Source organism: Sulfolobus sp. A20, from assembly GCF_001719125.1.
Classification (GTDB): Archaea; Thermoproteota; Thermoprotei_A; order Sulfolobales; family Sulfolobaceae; genus Saccharolobus.
Window position 1 is genome coordinate 94,510 of record NZ_CP017006.1, and the last position, 17,545, is coordinate 112,054.

Sequence of the window (17,545 nt, forward strand, 5' to 3'; positions counted from 1 at the left end):
ATACTTGCCGATTATTTTAGATAATTTAAATGTATATTATGATAGCCTTCACGTAATTAAAGGAGTGAGTTTTAACTTAGATGATTCAATAGCCATATTGGGTCCATCAGGCAGTGGGAAGACTACAATAGGTAAGGCTATATTAAAGATATTACCTCCAATTTCTAGAGTCAGTGGAAAGATATTCATTGATGACGTAAACGTAATAGAATCGGATATAAAACATCTGAGATGGAAAGTGATCTCCTATATTCCTCAAGGTGGATCATATACATATCTAAACCCCGTAAGGAAAATAACTGATCATATAAAATTGATATGTAGAGCTAATAATATTAGCGTAAATGTGGACGAATTAAAATATTTAATGGATAATTTAGGTCTTAGTCAAGACCTCTTAAATAGGTATCCTTATCAGCTTTCTGGAGGAGAAATACAGAGAATACTGATTTTAATAGCGTTATTACCTAAACCTAAATATATTATTGCAGATGAGCCTACGTCTTCACTTGACGTAATATCTCAATTAAGAGTATTAAGAGTTTTAAATGAATATAAGAAAAAATTTAACTCACGAATACTTCTCATAACGCACGATTTATTGGTAGCGTACAAGATGAGCAAAGAGGTAATTATAATAAGCCAAGGTAAGATAGTAGAGAGTGGTAATATCAATGAAATAATTGAAAATCCCAAGAATAAATTAACTAAAAAGATAGTAGAGGGTTCAATGATTAAGAGAAGAGATCAGTTATGAATTTCTCAAATTTTGAATTACTTGAGAGAAAAGCGCTGATCAATTCGTCATCCTTCATTCCCGTATTATATAACTGATCTATAAACAGCCTTAAAATGGTAGCAGGTAATAGCTTAAGCTTGGTAGACAGTTTTCTAGTCATAGATAATGCTGGAAGAGTTAAGTAACCATATTTTGTCTCATTACCACAGATAACACACCTCCTTACCTTATGTCTAAGAGGTATGGTGGTAAGTAAATTGATATGACCTTTAGAGCATTTCAAACCTAAGCCTATCGCATTTTTCTTCTTAACTTCTCTATCAATTTCGATTAGTTTACCCTTAATATCCAATACTTCCCTCAGTTGATTTATATCCATACAATAATACTCCAGATATGATTTACCTATCACTAGTAAGTCACACATCTCATGAGCGTTAATAGTATCGAAGAAATTCTTCAAGTAGATGGCACAGTAATCATCAGAGAGGGAACAATACGGAATGTTACACTCCACTTCTTTTACGTTATTATTTATTATTGTATTTATTAGAATTTTACCTATCTTCTCTTCACCTTTTTTAAATGTAAAAATATAATAATTTATACTTGATGGTAATAAATTCAGAAGTTCATCGGGCATTCTTAATCTCAAAACCTCGTCATTATATATATCCTTGTTTACTAAATCAGCATAGGAAATGATACAAGGACATTTATTACTGAATTTATAAACGCTATTTCCTAAACCACTAACTCCCACTAAAACATACTTAACCTTACTATTTATCTTGTCACCTAACTTAACTAGAGGTAATTTAGCTAACTCAGTTTTATCCCACCATCTGATTTGTACAGCACCCTTGACATTACTTAAATTTAATTCGTTAGAGATTATCATTTGATTATTTTCTAGTTTTATTGGGACAACATAATCTATAATTTTAACATTATAACCGAGGCTATTCAGCTCCTCACCTAAGCTTATTGCGCTAGTAGTCTTATATTTACCTAAAAACAAAATTGAAAGATCATCATCAACTATAAGACCACTAGCGTTTATTAGAAAGTCCACTATCCGTCACCTTCACTTTAAATATATCTATCCCATATCTTTCCTTTGCTAAATTATATAAATTAATTAACCATTGGGGAATTGTCACATTTTCTGGACATCTATTTGGGGTGAAGGGCTTAATGTCAAGAATTGGTGTACCATCATATAGATCGCAATCGTCAACGTGCAATAGATTTCTTTCCCTTTTCACTAACTTCATAATACTAACTGCAATTGGATTAGGTCTTCTAGGAGACGCTGTACAAAATATACCAACTTCAGGCAGTTCATCAATACTTAGCCCTATCCTAGTAAAGCCCTTTGGCTTAATTATCAAACTACCTTGAGGTGTAGATAAGTGCAGATGAGCTATAACAATTATATGGGAGAATCCATCAATTCCTTTAAGCCCTTCCTCATACTCTGGTATTATTTCTAGGATTGCCTCGTATCCTCTATTCCACAGTTTATCTATTTCCTCCTTAGTTCTCTTAGTCCTCACGAACCCTATTGGTGTATATTCAATCCTCATCAATTTTTAATAAATCTTCAAGAACAATATAAGCATATTTGCAATCGCTAAATTCAAACTTAAACTTATTATTACTCTTTTCACCTTCTATGATCACAAGAGGTTCAGGGAATAAATTAACCTTCATGACCAAATACCCTTTATCTTGAATTTGCTTATAAAATAGAAGTAACTCATCAGCGTTAATAGTCTCACAATTATCATTTATAATTACATTTAATTTATTTATTTCGTTAGTATTAGATTTAAGAGTGAGTTGTAACGAATGATTATTTTTCTGGACGTCTAAAAGGATATACTCTTTATTTATGCAGGAGAGCATCGAGTTTAACTTATTTAAAATCTCATCTGCTAACTCTTGTGAATTACAATCCATTATCTCACCGCGTTAGGGCATGCAGGACCTTGTCTTATAAATATATCGACATTATTATCAATCATTTTCATAAAATCATCAAACTTAATCTCCTCAATACTATCATCATTAACTCTTTGAGTAGTATAGATTTTAACACCATTATTTATTAATTCAGATATTATTTGTTTAAATTGATTATTTGATAAAAATGAATTATTTAAAAATAAAATATAAACTTTATAACCTTTTTTACTGAACCTTTCAGCATCAATTAATGTGAGATAAACCTCGTTTGAGTTATCATCATTAATAGTTATAAAAACATTAGGCATCATTTCATCCTTATTATTTGATCCGCAACCCTTTGAAGGCCTAGGACAAAATTAGAATTAGGTGAAACGTCAATTACAGCCATTCCTAATTTATCAGCCTTTACCACCGCCTCGTCATAAGGAAGTACACCTAAAACCTCGACACCATTCTTATCTAATATATCCCTAACTAGTTTCTCCTCTTCCTCGTGCTTGACCTTATTTATGATTGCAAAAACTTTCTTAACACCTAACTCGCTGGCTAACTTGTAAATCTTAATTCCTGTTTGTATAGATTTATAGTAAGGTTCTATTACGGTAAATATCACGTCTGAATGCATAGGAGTAGCCCTACTAAGGTTTTCTAAGCCGGGTTCCATATCCATTATTACTATCTCGTTTTCCTTAGGTATTATATGTCCTACTAGCTCTCTAACAGTGGCGTGGGCACCACAAGCACAACCAACACCTGCCTTTTCTATTTTAGTCATTATTAGAAGATCAATATTATCTGGACCTCTTATTGAGTAATTCTTAATTATCTCTTCTGGAGGCATTAATATTTCTAGCCTATCTCCTACTCTAGCCAGAATTCTTGTCGGAATAGGATTTGAACTCTCTAGCTTATCCCAGCTTATTCCCAAGGTTAAGGCTAAATTAGGATTATCGTCTGCATCTATTGCAATTACCTTATAACCCCTCATAGATAAGATACGCGCTAAAGTACCAGCTATCGTAGTTTTGCCAGTTCCTCCTTTACCTGTTATTGCTATTTTCAACTTATCACCTAATATTACATTAATAAAAGTTAGATTTAAATCTATATTTAATAAAGACCATTAGACTAACTAACCAGAGGAAATTAACTTCCTCACCATGAGGATTCCTCATTTTGTATTTTAGATAAAACTCTATTGAGATTTACTGACAAAATGTTTTAGGATGAAATTAAAACACTCCATTATCTGCACACTTAAGGTAAGTCTAGTGTTAATAAGGTATATTTTAGACTTATCTAAGACTGCGGTGAACTATACCTCACATCCTCCCTGCCTTAAGACTTGCCCTCTTTTTATCAATGACTTTCATAAACGTTTATTAATACATATCTAACGATACTTAATTATGGATGAAGAAAAATTTTTAAAGGCAATTAAGTCTGCTAAAGAAGGTCTATGGATATATAATTTAGATAGCAATGAGAAAATAGTAAAATTAACTGCCCTACTAATTCTCTTAAAGAGCTATGCAGATGAATCTGAAAGGAAGGAAATTCTAAATAAGATCCATGAGATTTTAAATACAGAAAGTGAGGATGAGACGAGGAAACTCTTAGAAGTAGCTTCTGCAGTAGCGTTCAGAGAAGAGCTCGAAAGATTGGAGAACATAGTTAACAGAATCCTTGAGTTACCTATGGGAAAGGATCTTTTACCACAATTTTTCAATATTATCTTAAAGGACTACCTCTATGATATAGCCGAGGAAGACATGGATACTGCTAGATATCTTGCATTGGAACTTTTTACAAACATGTTCTACATACTTAGAGATTTCATGCCGTCAAGTATTGAAGTCGTGAAAATTCAAGAGGCTATTAACAAGTTAGTTAACAATAACTAGTTACTCTACAGTAACTTATCAATTTATAAACTTAAAAGATGAATATTTATGCGATAAATATGGGAGAAAAGAAAATTGAGAAAATTTATGTCCTATGGATGAGCACTGGTTTAGGCTGTGACGGTTGCTCAATATCTGTGACTGGAGCTACTAACCCGTCAATAGAGGATGTCTTAGCTGGAAGATTACCGGGTGTTCCTCCGGTAGTTCTAGTACACCCAGTTTTAGCTGTAGAAGCTGGTGAGGATTTGATTGAATATTATAGAAAAGCTGAAAGAGGAGAACTAGATCCATTCGTACTAGTATTGGAAGGTTCAGTACCAGATGAGAGTATAGCTGAGAAACAACAAGGATGGTGGGCTGCTTTTGGATTTGATAAACAAACATACAAACCAATCACTACCGTAGAATGGTTAAAGAGACTAGCACCTAAAGCAGCAGCTGTAATAGCTATTGGTACTTGTGCTGCATGGGGAGGGATACCAGCAGCGCGAAATAATCCAACAAACGCTATGGGATTAATGGACTTATTGGGAAAGGATTTCAAGAGTAAACTAGGTTTGCCAATTATTAACGTTCCAGGATGTCCGCCTCAAGGAGATAATTTCATGAAGACAGTTGCATTATTAATCTTAGCCGTGCTTGGCTTATCACCGCCACCTGAATTAGATGAACTAGGTAGACCAGTTTTCGCATATGGCGAAACAAATAGACAAGGTTGCCCAAGAGCAGGTTTTGCAGAAGAAGGTACTTACGCGCAGGAATTCGGAGCGAAAGAATGCTTATTATCCTTAGGCTGTTGGGGACCGGTGGTTAAATGTAACGTGAATAGAGTGGGATGGATAAATGGAGTGGGTGGAGTTACTAATATGGGTGGTCCATGTATCGGTTGTACGATGCCTGGTTTCCCCGATGCCTTCTCACCATTTTACACAAGACAATCTGAACACATGCTAAGCTTAAGATTTGGATTCTTACCGGGTTCTATTAAGAAGTCTGCTAGATTAAACACTATGAAAACTAAAACTGATAAATCACCTAGGTGGAAATAAAATATGTGCTTAGATAAGCTATCCCCAGAGGAATGTAAAGAATTAGATCCCCCTGGATCTCAATCTTCTAACGTTAGAGAGATATTTTGGGACCCAGTTTCTAGGGTTGCTGGAGATCTAGCGTTTTACGTAAAAGTGGATTTAAATGCTAGAAAGGTTATAGAAGCTAGAAGTGTTGCAGCATTATTTAGAGGTTATGAAGTTATTTTGAGAGGTAGAGATCCAAGAGATGCTGCTATGATAAGCAGTAGAGCATGTGGGGTTTGTGGTGGGGTACATTCAGTCACTTCAGTGATGGCACAAGAAATGGCTTATGGTGTAACACCTCCACCGTTAGCTGTTGTAATGAGGAATCTTGCAGGAGCCGCAGAGATGATGTATGATCATCCGTTACATCTATTCTTATTAGCTGGCCCAGATTACTCTGCTGCCATAGTTTCAAAAACTAATCCCACGTTATATGAAACAGCTAAGAAAACTCCTGCTGAGCATAGAGATATTCACGGTTTCAGTACCATTGGAGATCTTATGGAAGCGTTAAACCCATTAAGCGGAAAATTATACTTGGAAGCTATCCAAATCACCAGGATAGCTAGGGAAATGTTTAGTTTAATGTTGGGTAGATATCCTCACCCATCAACCTTAGTACCTGGAGGTGTATCCACTACATTAAGGCCAGATCTATTTACTGACTACTTAGTGAGATTGACAAAAATTTATGATTGGGCAAAAACGGTTGCGTTAATATGGGAGGATTTGGTTAACTTCTTTTATAAAGAAGTTCCAGAGTATGAAAATGTAGGTAAAGCTTCTAAAATAAACATAATATGTGGTGGAATTTATGATGATCCAGAGCTTGCTGAATCCGGGGATCTCTACAAGTACGATAAAGCTAAGGAGTGGGGAGAGAGGAGAATGGTAACTCCAGGCGTCATAAAGGATGGACAGTTGGAGACTACTAGTTTAATTGACGCAAATGTAGGGCTAGAAGAATTCGTTACTCACTCTTATTATGAAGAGTGGGAGAAACAACCAAAAATCCTGGAAAAAGATCCATTAGGTAACCCTTTAAGTGTTGACCATCCATGGAATAAGATAACAATTCCTAAACCCGGACCATTGAATTGGCGTGAAAAGTACACATGGGATACGGCACCAAGGTGGAATAAACTAGTAGTAGAAACTGGTGGGGGACCATTAGCTAGACACTGGTTAACTGCTATCGCTAATAAAATCCCATCAAATCCTTTCATAAAGGCCGGAGGTGGAAGACTCAAAATAACAGTTCCTAAAGGAGCTACGTTACCGGAAATGGAATTAGAGTGGAAAGTACCTAAAGTAATTAACGCATTAGAGAGAAATAGGGCTAGAGCCTATCATATACCATATGTAATAGGAGTTGCCATGAATTTCTTGCTAAAGGCTTTCGAATACTTAAGAGCAGGAAAGACTAAAGTATGGAATAAGTTCGAAATACCAAGAGAAGGTATTGGAGTAGGCTTTTATGAAGCTGGAAGGGGATGGCTATCACATCACTTGATAATTAAAGACTACAAGATTTATAATTATCAGATAATAACTCCATCTACTATAAATGCCTCACCAAGGGATCCATTAGATCAACCTGGTCCATATGAAGAAGCAGCATTAAATACACCAATAGTTGAAAAGTTTACTACACCAGAACAATTTACTGGGATTGATATCTTAAGAAGTATTAGAAGCTTCGATCCTTGTATGCCTTGTACAGTACACATGTTCACTGGAGGCAGAGTGATAACAAGAGATGTAACTACATGTGCATGTAGCATATGATGGTGAAAATGCAAAGATGAAATCTTTTCTTATAGGAGGTATAGGTTATCATAGATTATCTGATTATGGAATAGGACCGTTAATTGTCGATATATTGAAAAATTTGAATTTGCCTAATAACATCCTTATTGAAGATTTAAGTTATAACGCAGTTGCAGTTTATCACAGATTGAATGAGATTAACGTAGATGAGATAATTCTTGTGGGAGCAATAAAGAAAATGGAAAAATTAGGCAAAATTCACATATATCATCTAGATGAGATAAACCTAATTGAGCAAGATAAAATACAAGAACTCATAGGAGAATCAGTAAGCGGATCAGTAGATATAAATGCAATAATATATTTTTTGAAATATTTTGCAAATGAAGATTTAAGGAGGAAAATAAAAGTAATCGAAGTTGAGGTAGACGAGATAAGAGAGAACAATATGTTAAGTGAGGAAATAGTATGGAGTATATTAGCCGTTTTAAAAATTATTATTAAAGAAATAGAATTAAATGAAAAATTATATGATATAGTTAAAATTGCCTCAAAAGTTATAAGGGAGGAATACGGTATGAATATTGAGGAGGTTTTTAAAATTGGGAGATGATTGGGAGACTTTAGGGGTATTAGACGAAATATTTCAAGTGTGCTACTTTTTGCAGATATACGCTGGTTTAAATAAATTTTGTATTAATGACGTAGTTAAGTTTAGTGGAATGGAAACTGAGATAATTAATGATTGCCTAGATAGGTTATGTAAATATGGGTATCTAATTAAGGAAGACAATGGTTACTATATCTTATCCTCTATTGGCTTAAATGAGGCAAAAAGTAGATATGAAGAGGAGTTTAAATTTTTCCACGGATCTGCACACGGATTATGCAACGATCCTAAATGTGCTTGCCACGAGAAAGGACCACTATATTGTAACCTTACCATTAATGAGAGTTTTAAGTTTAAGATAGATACTAAAAGACCATTAAGAATTAATAGTCTTCACGAGTTGTCATAAAATGCTTGATATATCAATGAGAGTTTTAGACATCAAGCCGCATCAGTTTTCAGTATCTCCAACAATTATTCTTACAGTTGAATTTAACAATAAAAATGTAGAAGAGGAGATATTGGGAATAATAGGAAAGATAGGAATCTTTATACAATACACTCAGCACTATGAGGGATACGTACAACTAGAGAGAGAATATCTAACCTCATCAACTTTTTCCACACCTAGATTTAAGGGAAATGTTAAAGTTGATATTACAGTTCCGATTACGGGTGAAATGGATGTGGCATTGCTCTTAAGGTTTAGGGAGAGAAAGGAAAAGAAATTGACCTTAGCATTTGCGATAGATGGCATGATTATTTATTATAAAGATAATAAGTTGACCTTCTCTCAATTACCACAAGAACCACCAATTGAGACAATTTATGATTTAGATTTCGATACATGGAATAATATAATAAGGACATTTTACGGAGCTGATATAATATGGATAAAAATTAGAAGAGACGTTCTGGAAAAGCTGGAGGAGCTTAAGAGAAAGAGGTTTTATCCAAGTTATAGTGAGGCTATAGAAGATCTTATAAAGATAGCTGAAAAGGAGAAAGAAAATGTGTGAAAAGAAAATATTAGTAACGGGTTTTGGAAGCCTTTTAAAAGGTGATGACGCTTTTGGTATTGAGCTTGCTAAAAGGCTAGAGAAATATGCTAATGAGTGTATAAACGTCATCGATGTCGGAAATAGCGGAATTTCATTGGTTCATGAGTTGATTTCTGATCACTTCGATGTTCTGATTATCCTTGACGCAATTAAGAGAAATGGAAAGCCAGGCAATTTATATGTTCTAAAAATCCCTTATGATAGTATACCTATAGAAGATATTAATGACTCTGTAGCCTATCTTCATGAAATAGATCCAGAGAGAGCGTTAATAATAAGCAAAAAGTTAAATGCTTTACCTAAAGAAATTTATGTAATAGGTTGTGAGCCGGAAGAGTATGAGGATTATAAAATTGGGCTAAGTAAAAGTGTCGAAAACGCCTTATTAAAGGCTGAAGAGAAGTTTAAACAACTCCTAGTTTCCATTAATGCTCACTTACTCATTTAAGAAAGTTTCTTACATAGGTATTATCTTAGAATACAAGGATAGAAATTGTTTCAATGAAATTATCCTCTTATCAACGAGAAAATTAATGTAATTAAGTTCAATAAAACAGTCCCTTAAAAATGAGGGACTAGTATTGCTAGAAATGAGTTTCTTATATTCCTCAATAACATCATATACGTTAGTATTTTCATCAACATCAATTTTAGGTAAACAATTTAACATAGGAGGGGTTAAGATAAATTTTTTACCTCCTATCCTTAACAGTTCTTCGTCTAGCGTAAAATACTTCATGTAATAATTAAATGCTTGTACATATCTTAGATACTTCTCAAGGACGTTATCTAAATACTTAAATAATATATTTTTTAGCTCGATATCATTTACATTTAATATTTTTAAATTTTCCTTAATATTTTCCTTACATTCCTTTTCATCCTCTATCTTATCATTGTTACAAATAGTCCTAATCCATATCTCTCTATCTCTTTTATCATTTATATTAAATCTATTATTCATAGTATATACTTGTAATACATGATATTTAAAAATTATCTAACCTAGTTTATAACTGAAGTTTCCATAATTCCTCATACGCTTCTTCATGACTCTTCTCTATCTACCTAATGATCCTTAGTTAAAATTTTGACCTTCCTCTTACGAGCATCAATAAGAACTCGTCCCAACTCATTTCCCATTTTCCAAAGATTTCTTTATTAGGAATTGTATCATAACTATCCTTCCAGCAATTATAAAGTTTTCACTTATTAACTCTAATCCGCTCAATCCCTCATCTGAAATGACTATTAAAAAATCTTTAAACTTAATTATGTTATAAAATTTTTTATTTTCTAACTTTTTTCATCTTGATCTAGGATAGTTGAGTTCCACAGTTACTACAAAATCTAGCATAAGGAGGATTTTGAAATCTGCAATTAGGGCATACTTTAAACTGTTGTGTAGGAACATAGTACTGTTGTTGTGGCATATAGTATGGCTGCTGAATATTCATGTTAACTAGACCACTTTTTATTAATCTCTCTATCTCTTTCATTGTCTCATGTTCTATTTCTAAGTTCCATAACCCTTCTCCACCCTCTATCAATAAACCTAGTGGTCCTAGAATCAGGTCTCCAATCAAAGCTTCGGTAACATCTTCTGCTTTAACCCAATTGGCCACACCAATATCTACATCCAAATAGTTTGGATATCCAATGATCTTAACTGTGAAAGCTCTGTCTGCAGCAAATAAATGTCTTAGTAATCCTTCTTTCTTAGCTTGAACTATATAGCTGTTACCATAGCCATAATATTGTGAAATATAACCTTTTAACCTAAACCACTCAGCTAAACTTTGAGCTAACTGTTGAACATTTACGTTAACTCCTTGAAAGGTCTTTCGCATACGTTTTATTATTAGATAAGATATTTAATATTTATTGTTGCCTAGGCTAAGTTCATACTTTCCATGATTACGTCACATTACTCAACAAAACGAATTTTTATCTTACTATAAATGGGAAGAAGCCTTTCATAAAGTGGTAATGTATATTACGATATTTCTTATCCTTTAATAAGACTAAATTAGTACTAAATCTACAGTATAATATGGGAGATAACTTTCTAAAACGAACCAATATTGTTGAAACTTTAAAAATTTAATGACAATTGTTGGAGGAGATTTAATCAGGATAAACTGTATAAATATTTGTTTTTATGAAAATAAGAATCTCATCTAATCCTTTCTGGAGAGTATGAAATGTCTTGAAAATTATATTCAATAGTTATCATATGATACATTAAACCTACTCTAATTTCTAAAGAACATAACATGAAATATTCACCTTCATTATACAATTGTTTAAAAATTTTCTGACTTTAAGGGGCAGTAATTTATCTTCTATAAACAATTGATGAAAACAGAATTTTTAAAAAATTTGTAAAAATACTATTTAGAAAAAAGTTTTAAATAAAAAATTCATAAGACCTTGATTTAACTTAGAATTTTTCTGTCACTAATCTTTCCAAAGGTTAACTGATATCACTAAAGCAGTATAATTTGTTGATATCCTAGGATTTTGGGAATAAAATGAGACTGAAGATAAAAAATTTTTGAATGACTAAGGAGTTACAATATTTAAAGGTTTAATTCTCTTTCTTAGACGAACCTAAAATATCTCTTTTAGGATCTTCAAAAATCACATTGATATCAATTTTCTTGTACTCTTTAAGTAGAGCTACGAATAGGAATAAGATTATTACACCTTGAGCACTCTCAAAGTAGTAATAGTATGACGTTATAGGCAGAGAAGGAAAAAATATATAGATAGGGAAAGATAACGATGTAGAAATTACTAAGATTAGGAGCATTATATTAAGTATTTTACCATATAATTTTATATTTTTCGAAATTTTCTCCACCTCTTCTATCTTTCTTGTTTTTTCGAGAACATAATTCAACTCATTCTCGATTGGTTTTAACTTCTTAATGGTAGTCTCATAAATTGCTTTTACATCTCCCCCTTTCATTGTAGTAATGTAAACTAAAATCTCCTCTAAGAGATTACTAGTATTACTATTACCTAAAACTGAAGTAAGAGCTATGAGAAAATCTAAAGTTCTTTTCATACTCATCTCTCTCTCCTTATCCTCTAAAATCTTCATATATTCTTTCATTATTGACATCAATAAAATAGCCAGAATCAAACTTAAAAGAAATTGTAATATAAGTGATAATTCTCCTATCAAAGAAATAAGCCTCTTACTATTAGCTTGTCACTTATCAATCTCCTTCCTTAACTCTTCTAATTTCTTAGCTAACTCTAAGTATTCCCTAGCTCTTTGTAAATATTTCATACCTTTTTCAGTTAATTTGTACAAATTTCCTTCTCTTTTTATATACCCGCTTTTTACCAATTGATTTAAATATTTGTTGAAGGGTCTGGTACTGAGGTTAACCTTATACATGAGTTTTGTCTTATTAATACCATCTGTACAAGCTTCCAACATGGTAATAGTTATCTCTAGGCTATTCCTCTTTTTCTTTAAAAGCATATATATTTATATTAGACAAACCTTTTAAAGATTACGGCTAATCAAAGAAGGACGTAAACAAAGGGAAAAATATTAATTCTTACTCGATAAAAAATTATTGTTCTTAATTTTTGCTACAAAAATCATGAATTATAGGAATACAAATAAACTACATTGTCATGTATAAAGTAATATCCACTATCAAACCGTATGGCTCTAGCGTTGTAGTGTCTCATCATTTTCATGAAGTCCTCCAAGGAGTTAACCTTTATTTGTGTCATATTAGTCGGTGGGGCGGTCCTCTGATTGAATTCCTATTTATTATTTTCATAGCATCTGGAGTAACTATGAAGAAAGCTGATATTCCAAAGAGTATTAAGAAAAACGCTCCATAAAAGTAAGTATAGTTATACCCAGATGTTGCCTTGATTAAAATCTCTCTATAGAAAGAACCTGACACTGTTGAATCGTTATAGTTTAAGACAGAAATATTAAATGAACTATTCTCTATTACAATTCCGTCTCTAACATAAATTGGCTCTTCGCCATAAGGATATTTTAAATTAGCGTAAACACTTATGTTTAAAATAACAATGTATGATATCCCTTGTATTTTTAACTGATTATTTATTTCTTTAACTAAATTATTGTAGTATGTAAAGTTAGGACTATAGGATAAGAAATGGGAGGTCAAATTGCCTTTTCCTATAGTTCCTAAAAGCTTTGACCAATAAGGAGTTTTTATAGTCAAATTTGCCGTGTAATTCCCTTGATAATAATTAGCCGTTGTATTGAAATAACCATTGATTACTAGCTTTTCCGTTAAGGCACTAAACATTGAATTAGTATTTATTACAGTATCATTGTTAAAAAGTATAGACCTATTTATATAAAAGGTTGTAACATATTTAGTTTCAGCAAAATATGAACCTATTGACGCTCGTTGTGGAATAAATACTATAGAATTGGATTTTAAACCTAAATATACTAGAAAAACTCCCGAGATTATTAAAGCCAGCATAACGCCTAATCTTATATACTTAAGCTTAATACTCCAACACCTCCATAATATGTAAATATAATCCAAACTTTTATGTTTTGGGGATTAGTAGTATAGAATTGAATTAGAGGATTAATAAATGGTCCTGACAAAATTACTTGATTACTACTAGTTACGTATCCATCTACTGTAAGATCAGTGTAGTTACCTCCTTGAATAACTACTTTTATACTGTTAGCTGTTGAAAGGAGTTGCTGATTAATGTAAACTTTCACCACTGTAGACCCATTAAGTTCGCTAGTCACTAACTGAGCAGGGGGAATTATATGAGAAACGGAATCATTAGATACCACAAAAGCAGGAGTAAATGAACTCAAATACAATAATGATGACAATATTAAAATCATACTGATAATAAAGGTTATAAATATCTTCACCATTCTTCACCTCTTGCTATAATAACTGATATTGGAAATAATAAACATAGCGTATCAAGAGCAGAGTAGAGAAACAACGTATATAATGGACTACCTAATAACTCTCCGAGAGGTATAAGTGCTACTATAACATAAACCTTGATTAATAGTTGATGTAAGCCTTCATAACCTTTTCCCACAACCGTCAAGTTCACTAATTCACTTTTCCCGGGATATAAAGTAATAATTTTTGGATTAACCGTATATGTCCCATTTCCCTCAACAGTGATAATTACTACCTCTGGTAACATTAGTTTGTCAGTCACGCTAAAAGTATATGACTTACTTTGGTTATATAAGAGTACTTGTAAGTTAATTGCTGAAACTTCATTCACACCTCCCGCTAAAATACCTTCTTGATGAGAGACTGAGTAGACTACGAAGAAACTATAAGTTGACGTGCTTGAAATTATAATAAAAATAGAGAATAGAACGATGGTGAAAAAGAGCAATAAAGCTCTTCTTGGCAAAGCTACCCTTCTAATCTTCTTTCTCTCATCTATCCCTACGAGGACAGCTATTAATATTGCGAAGATTACGATGGTGGTTATGATATTCCCTCTCGCGGAAAGTAATATTTGACCTAGGTATGGTATTACTAAGGGCTTTCCGTCTATTAGGACAGCCTTCGCATATATCTCTGAAGGAGTTACCGGGGGCATGTAAATCTGGTCGATAAAGTTATCATTAACCCCCTTAGTTATAAACGTATCATTAGGTAGAACTGAAACAACTTCGTGTATTATGTATGGGGGATACCCCGGGATTTTGCCATAATCTGGATCCCTAAACACGATAATACTACCATTAGTTATTTTTCCCGCTAAAGGTTCCGGTATTGCAATTACTATATCCCCAGACTTTAACACGGGGTACATACTATAGCCATTCGTTATAGCAATGAAAGTTGGTCTACCCAATAGGTTTGCAGATGCGAGTAAGATGGAAAATATAAATAGTAATATTACGAGTATATTTAAAAATATTTTCAAAAAATTTTTTAAAGAATAAGTGAGTACATATGTAGACATAAAAAAACAACCCTCCCTTTTAAATTATATTCTCTTTTCTATTATCCTTTATGCTTGATAGCCATATAAGTTCAATGCTGCCGTGAATGTTGCTGCAGATGCACCTATAACGCCATAAGATGGCAATAATACTAGTATATAGATCACCTCTCCATTACTCCCTCCACTGCCTATAGTGACTGTAGTATTACCTATTGCAGTTGCAACAGAAGATGGTAAGCCATATGTTGATAATACTGCAAATTGCTCGCCATTAATATCTACCTCACCATTACCCATAGGCATTATGTTAATTGCATTGTTAGGGAATGTAGTTATTGCTTGTTCACTAGAACCATGAGTTCCAAGTACTATTATTTGAATTGGGCTATTGTTCATAACATGCTCTAGTGATGCCCCTAGATATGCCATCGTGTTATTATTACCAGGATAGTTGAACTCTGCCTCAACTACTGCAAATAGGTAGGCTGCAGAGTAGCTTGCAACTACTTTAGCGCTAGGCGGAGGACTTGGAGGAGGTGGAGGCGGTGGAGGAGGAGATGGAGGATCATATATAAATGCAGCATAGTCAGCAGTACCAGGTCCTATTGCAGGTAAAGTTATTGATAATCCGCCATTTCCCGAAATTTGGCTAAACTCTAATGGATCTAACTGCAGTAATGCGTTTTCTGAATCTATTTGCACTACGCTACCACTCGTTGAGTTGCTTACCACGAAGCCTGCTACAAATGCTTGATATACTAGCAGTGTTGCTAAAACTATTGCTACAGATATTGCGGCTAAGACTTTTAGGTTCATTTTTGGTCTAATCTCTTATTGTCATCCCAATTTAAAAAGATGAGGTTACACTAACGTTAGTTAGGCATATACTACAATCCTCCTGATATACGTTTTGTGATAAGAGCTTAACATATAAGTATTAATGAAGCAAGGATATTTGTTATCAAACAAAATTTCTATCATATCTGGAATAATGTAATATATTATATATATCAAATAACAGCCACGATATTAAGGTTTAAGCATTTAATCTTAGAACCTTTTTTAGTACCTCATTCACTACGGATGATACTATATACTTCCAGTTTGAGGATAGACATAAAATAATTACAAAGTAGGGAAACCCTCACCCTTTAGGGCAGGGAGGAGAGGTCAGATGTATAGATTATTAAATATAAAATTAAGTGATTTTACAAGACGGTGGATAGATAAATTTATATTTATAGAATCAGAAGAAAGATGATGAGTAATATGGGCATAAGAAGAGAAAGAATAGAGATAATTTACATCATTCTTAATGGATGTAAAGAAGGCAGTAAAAAGACTAAGCTGATGTATAGTTCTGGACTTAATTATCAAGTATTTATGAGATATATAAGTGAATTAGAGAACTTAGGTCTGATAAAATTTGAAAATGGGAGCTATTTCTTAACAGAAAAGGGGGAAAAGACGTTAGAGTTAATAACCGAATACATGAAAACAAGGAATAGGTTAATGGAGATGAGGAGGTACTTAAGCGAACTTTTAAAAAGTTAACGATCGTGAGAATGAATACTTTAGTTTATTTCACAACAAAATATGAATAGGTTTATACGAATTAACAGTTTATTAATAAATATTTTTATAAGTATAGTGTAAATATAGTACAGTCATAAAATCAGAATTTTCAACCCTCTTCATATGGTAGGTAAAAGGAAGCAAGTTTATAGGGATATACCTTGTAGGAGTTAGTATAAACAATAATTTTTGATATAAATTGATTTTCTTCATTGCGGAAAAGATTTTGAGTGAGGTTATCTATTGGGGTCAGAGTTGATTTCCTCACCCAAGTTTAGAGCCTAGGTTTTTACTGCTGGACGAGATTTCATTAGCCTTGACCTTTCGTCAAATTGAAGGACTTTATTACCTTACACTGCTTTGCTTTCACTGGTTGGCTAATATTAATTATAGGGTTGATGTTATGATGAGCATTACTATTTATGAGTCTAGAAAAAATGATTTCCGCGTCTATGTGATGTTAATAAGAGGGAAAAGGTTACACAATAAGGCGTGATTCTACAATGCCTTCTATTTGTTTAACTCCGAGGTTCGACAAGATAAGCTTAGTAGAACTGGCATTCAGATTAGCATAGCTAGCATGGAACTCAACAAGACGAGATAGTTGAAAATATTCTTCATATAATTTACTCGAAATCCGTAAGTATAAGTCGGAATAAAATTTTATCGAGATGAACGAAATTATCTTTCATACATCCTAAATTCTAACCCAATTCTCTTTAAGATTATATATGCTAGAACTGTCTTAACGAAATATACAATACAAGTGGAGGTATATAGATAATTGGTGGTTTAAACATCTATTAATCAATTCAGAGATTCGTATTAGCTTATGAGTAATATCAAGTTTTTTAAGAAGATAAAAT

Annotated in this window: 22 protein-coding genes; 9 read left to right on the plus strand and 13 right to left on the minus strand. The window is 33.0% G+C overall.

Features of this window, described 5'->3' with window-relative positions; genetic code table 11:
* Nucleotides 1–4: 4 nt before the first annotated feature.
* A complete protein-coding gene (locus BFU36_RS00445; RefSeq protein ID WP_185957852.1) occupies nt 5–757 on the plus strand; it encodes an ATP-binding cassette domain-containing protein in 753 nt (250 codons plus the stop codon).
* Here the strand turns inward: BFU36_RS00445 and BFU36_RS00450 are convergent.
* Genes BFU36_RS00450 through BFU36_RS00470 form a run of 5 tightly spaced genes read right to left on the minus strand, consistent with a single transcriptional unit; the run spans nt 735 to nt 3,776 of the window.
* Nucleotides 735–1,814, minus strand: a complete 1,080-nt coding sequence (locus BFU36_RS00450; RefSeq protein WP_069281353.1) for a hypothetical protein — start codon at nt 1,812–1,814, stop codon at nt 735–737. The genes BFU36_RS00445 and BFU36_RS00450 overlap by 23 nt on opposite strands.
* Nucleotides 1,792–2,328: a tRNA (N6-threonylcarbamoyladenosine(37)-N6)-methyltransferase TrmO gene (tsaA, locus tag BFU36_RS00455; protein WP_069281354.1), complete on the minus strand. Its 537-nt coding sequence runs from the start codon at nt 2,326–2,328 to the stop codon at nt 1,792–1,794. Before tsaA ends, BFU36_RS00450 begins: the two co-directional genes overlap by 23 nt.
* A complete protein-coding gene (locus BFU36_RS00460) occupies nt 2,318–2,704 on the minus strand; it encodes a hypothetical protein (RefSeq protein WP_069281355.1) in 387 nt (128 codons plus the stop codon). The genes tsaA and BFU36_RS00460 overlap by 11 nt, the downstream gene beginning before the upstream one ends.
* Entirely contained in the window at nt 2,704–3,018 is a 315-nt protein-coding gene (locus BFU36_RS00465) for a hypothetical protein (RefSeq protein WP_069281356.1), read from the minus strand. Before BFU36_RS00465 ends, BFU36_RS00460 begins: the two co-directional genes overlap by 1 nt.
* Entirely contained in the window at nt 3,018–3,776 is a 759-nt protein-coding gene (locus tag BFU36_RS00470; protein ID WP_069281357.1) for an AAA family ATPase, read from the minus strand. Before BFU36_RS00470 ends, BFU36_RS00465 begins: the two co-directional genes overlap by 1 nt.
* A 346-nt stretch (nt 3,777–4,122) precedes the next feature.
* Here BFU36_RS00470 and BFU36_RS00475 point away from each other — a divergent pair, with 346 nt between their 5' ends.
* From BFU36_RS00475 to BFU36_RS00505, 7 genes are read left to right on the plus strand one after another with little or no spacing between them, the layout of a single operon-like run.
* Nucleotides 4,123–4,617, plus strand: a complete 495-nt coding sequence (locus BFU36_RS00475) for a hypothetical protein (RefSeq protein WP_069281358.1) — start codon at nt 4,123–4,125, stop codon at nt 4,615–4,617.
* Nucleotides 4,618–4,676: 59 nt separating this feature from the next.
* A complete protein-coding gene (locus BFU36_RS00480) occupies nt 4,677–5,669 on the plus strand; it encodes a hydrogenase expression protein HypE (RefSeq protein WP_083216326.1) in 993 nt (330 codons plus the stop codon).
* Between the two features lie 3 nt (nt 5,670–5,672).
* Nucleotides 5,673–7,484 (plus strand): nickel-dependent hydrogenase large subunit, encoded by a 1,812-nt coding sequence (locus tag BFU36_RS00485; protein ID WP_069281360.1) that lies wholly within the window; start codon nt 5,673–5,675, stop codon nt 7,482–7,484.
* Nucleotides 7,468–8,079: a hypothetical protein gene (locus BFU36_RS00490; RefSeq protein WP_083216327.1), complete on the plus strand. Its 612-nt coding sequence runs from the start codon at nt 7,468–7,470 to the stop codon at nt 8,077–8,079. Before BFU36_RS00485 ends, BFU36_RS00490 begins: the two co-directional genes overlap by 17 nt.
* Entirely contained in the window at nt 8,069–8,485 is a 417-nt protein-coding gene (locus BFU36_RS00495; protein ID WP_143577025.1) for a hypothetical protein, read from the plus strand. The genes BFU36_RS00490 and BFU36_RS00495 overlap by 11 nt, the downstream gene beginning before the upstream one ends.
* A 1-nt stretch (nt 8,486) precedes the next feature.
* A complete protein-coding gene (locus BFU36_RS00500; protein WP_069281362.1) occupies nt 8,487–9,095 on the plus strand; it encodes a DUF6084 family protein in 609 nt (202 codons plus the stop codon).
* Nucleotides 9,088–9,585, plus strand: a complete 498-nt coding sequence (locus tag BFU36_RS00505) for a hydrogenase maturation protease (RefSeq protein ID WP_069281363.1) — start codon at nt 9,088–9,090, stop codon at nt 9,583–9,585. Before BFU36_RS00500 ends, BFU36_RS00505 begins: the two co-directional genes overlap by 8 nt.
* Nucleotides 9,586–9,594: 9 nt before the next feature.
* On the opposite strand, the gene BFU36_RS00510 is transcribed toward BFU36_RS00505, so the two are convergent.
* The 8 genes from BFU36_RS00510 to BFU36_RS00545 form a co-directional block, all read right to left on the minus strand.
* Nucleotides 9,595–10,101, minus strand: a complete 507-nt coding sequence (locus BFU36_RS00510) for a hypothetical protein (protein ID WP_069281364.1) — start codon at nt 10,099–10,101, stop codon at nt 9,595–9,597.
* Between the two features lie 352 nt (nt 10,102–10,453).
* Entirely contained in the window at nt 10,454–10,987 is a 534-nt protein-coding gene (locus BFU36_RS00515) for a zinc ribbon domain-containing protein (protein ID WP_069281365.1), read from the minus strand.
* A 740-nt stretch (nt 10,988–11,727) separates the two neighbouring features.
* Nucleotides 11,728–12,267 carry a hypothetical protein gene (locus tag BFU36_RS00520; RefSeq protein ID WP_083216328.1) on the minus strand — a complete coding sequence of 180 codons (540 nt, stop codon included), beginning with the start codon at nt 12,265–12,267 and terminating at the stop codon, nt 11,728–11,730.
* Nucleotides 12,268–12,357: 90 nt separating this feature from the next.
* The gene (locus tag BFU36_RS00525) at nt 12,358–12,636 is read right to left on the minus strand and encodes a winged helix-turn-helix domain-containing protein (protein ID WP_069281366.1); all 279 of its coding nucleotides are present in this window, start codon (nt 12,634–12,636) and stop codon (nt 12,358–12,360) included.
* Nucleotides 12,637–12,892: 256 nt separating this feature from the next.
* The gene (locus BFU36_RS00530; protein WP_231961197.1) at nt 12,893–13,636 is read right to left on the minus strand and encodes a hypothetical protein; all 744 of its coding nucleotides are present in this window, start codon (nt 13,634–13,636) and stop codon (nt 12,893–12,895) included.
* 11 nt (nt 13,637–13,647) lie between these two features.
* Nucleotides 13,648–14,052, minus strand: a complete 405-nt coding sequence (locus BFU36_RS00535; protein ID WP_143576894.1) for a hypothetical protein — start codon at nt 14,050–14,052, stop codon at nt 13,648–13,650.
* Nucleotides 14,049–15,122, minus strand: coding sequence for a S24/S26 family peptidase (locus BFU36_RS00540; protein WP_069281368.1), 1,074 nt, complete (start codon nt 15,120–15,122; stop codon nt 14,049–14,051). The genes BFU36_RS00535 and BFU36_RS00540 overlap by 4 nt, the downstream gene beginning before the upstream one ends.
* Nucleotides 15,123–15,170: 48 nt before the next feature.
* Nucleotides 15,171–15,920 carry a hypothetical protein gene (locus tag BFU36_RS00545; protein ID WP_069281369.1) on the minus strand — a complete coding sequence of 250 codons (750 nt, stop codon included), beginning with the start codon at nt 15,918–15,920 and terminating at the stop codon, nt 15,171–15,173.
* 444 nt (nt 15,921–16,364) lie between these two features.
* Here BFU36_RS00545 and BFU36_RS00550 point away from each other — a divergent pair, with 444 nt between their 5' ends.
* The gene (locus BFU36_RS00550) at nt 16,365–16,658 is read left to right on the plus strand and encodes a winged helix-turn-helix domain-containing protein (RefSeq protein ID WP_185957806.1); all 294 of its coding nucleotides are present in this window, start codon (nt 16,365–16,367) and stop codon (nt 16,656–16,658) included.
* Nucleotides 16,659–17,545: the final 887 nt, after the last annotated feature.

Excerpts from the sequence above, each read along its gene's own strand:
- BFU36_RS00485 (WP_069281360.1), top strand. The coding sequence starts at position 5,673 with ATGTGCTTAGATAAGCTATCCCCAGAGGAATGTAAAGAATTAGATCCC.
- BFU36_RS00520 (WP_083216328.1), bottom strand. The coding sequence starts at position 12,267 with ATGTCAATAATGAAAGAATATATGAAGATTTTAGAGGATAAGGAGAGA.
- BFU36_RS00500 (WP_069281362.1), top strand. The coding sequence starts at position 8,487 with ATGCTTGATATATCAATGAGAGTTTTAGACATCAAGCCGCATCAGTTT.
- BFU36_RS00515 (WP_069281365.1), bottom strand. The coding sequence starts at position 10,987 with ATGCGAAAGACCTTTCAAGGAGTTAACGTAAATGTTCAACAGTTAGCT.
- BFU36_RS00545 (WP_069281369.1), bottom strand. The coding sequence starts at position 15,920 with ATGAACCTAAAAGTCTTAGCCGCAATATCTGTAGCAATAGTTTTAGCA.
- BFU36_RS00505 (WP_069281363.1), top strand. The coding sequence starts at position 9,088 with ATGTGTGAAAAGAAAATATTAGTAACGGGTTTTGGAAGCCTTTTAAAA.
- BFU36_RS00525 (WP_069281366.1), bottom strand. The coding sequence starts at position 12,636 with ATGCTTTTAAAGAAAAAGAGGAATAGCCTAGAGATAACTATTACCATG.
- tsaA (WP_069281354.1), bottom strand. The coding sequence starts at position 2,328 with ATGAGGATTGAATATACACCAATAGGGTTCGTGAGGACTAAGAGAACT.
- BFU36_RS00540 (WP_069281368.1), bottom strand. The coding sequence starts at position 15,122 with ATGTCTACATATGTACTCACTTATTCTTTAAAAAATTTTTTGAAAATA.
- BFU36_RS00510 (WP_069281364.1), bottom strand. The coding sequence starts at position 10,101 with ATGAATAATAGATTTAATATAAATGATAAAAGAGATAGAGAGATATGG.
- BFU36_RS00550 (WP_185957806.1), top strand. The coding sequence starts at position 16,365 with ATGAGTAATATGGGCATAAGAAGAGAAAGAATAGAGATAATTTACATC.
- BFU36_RS00480 (WP_083216326.1), top strand. The coding sequence starts at position 4,677 with ATGGGAGAAAAGAAAATTGAGAAAATTTATGTCCTATGGATGAGCACT.
- BFU36_RS00465 (WP_069281356.1), bottom strand. The coding sequence starts at position 3,018 with ATGCCTAATGTTTTTATAACTATTAATGATGATAACTCAAACGAGGTT.
- BFU36_RS00460 (WP_069281355.1), bottom strand. The coding sequence starts at position 2,704 with ATGGATTGTAATTCACAAGAGTTAGCAGATGAGATTTTAAATAAGTTA.
- BFU36_RS00530 (WP_231961197.1), bottom strand. The coding sequence starts at position 13,636 with ATGCTGGCTTTAATAATCTCGGGAGTTTTTCTAGTATATTTAGGTTTA.
- BFU36_RS00475 (WP_069281358.1), top strand. The coding sequence starts at position 4,123 with ATGGATGAAGAAAAATTTTTAAAGGCAATTAAGTCTGCTAAAGAAGGT.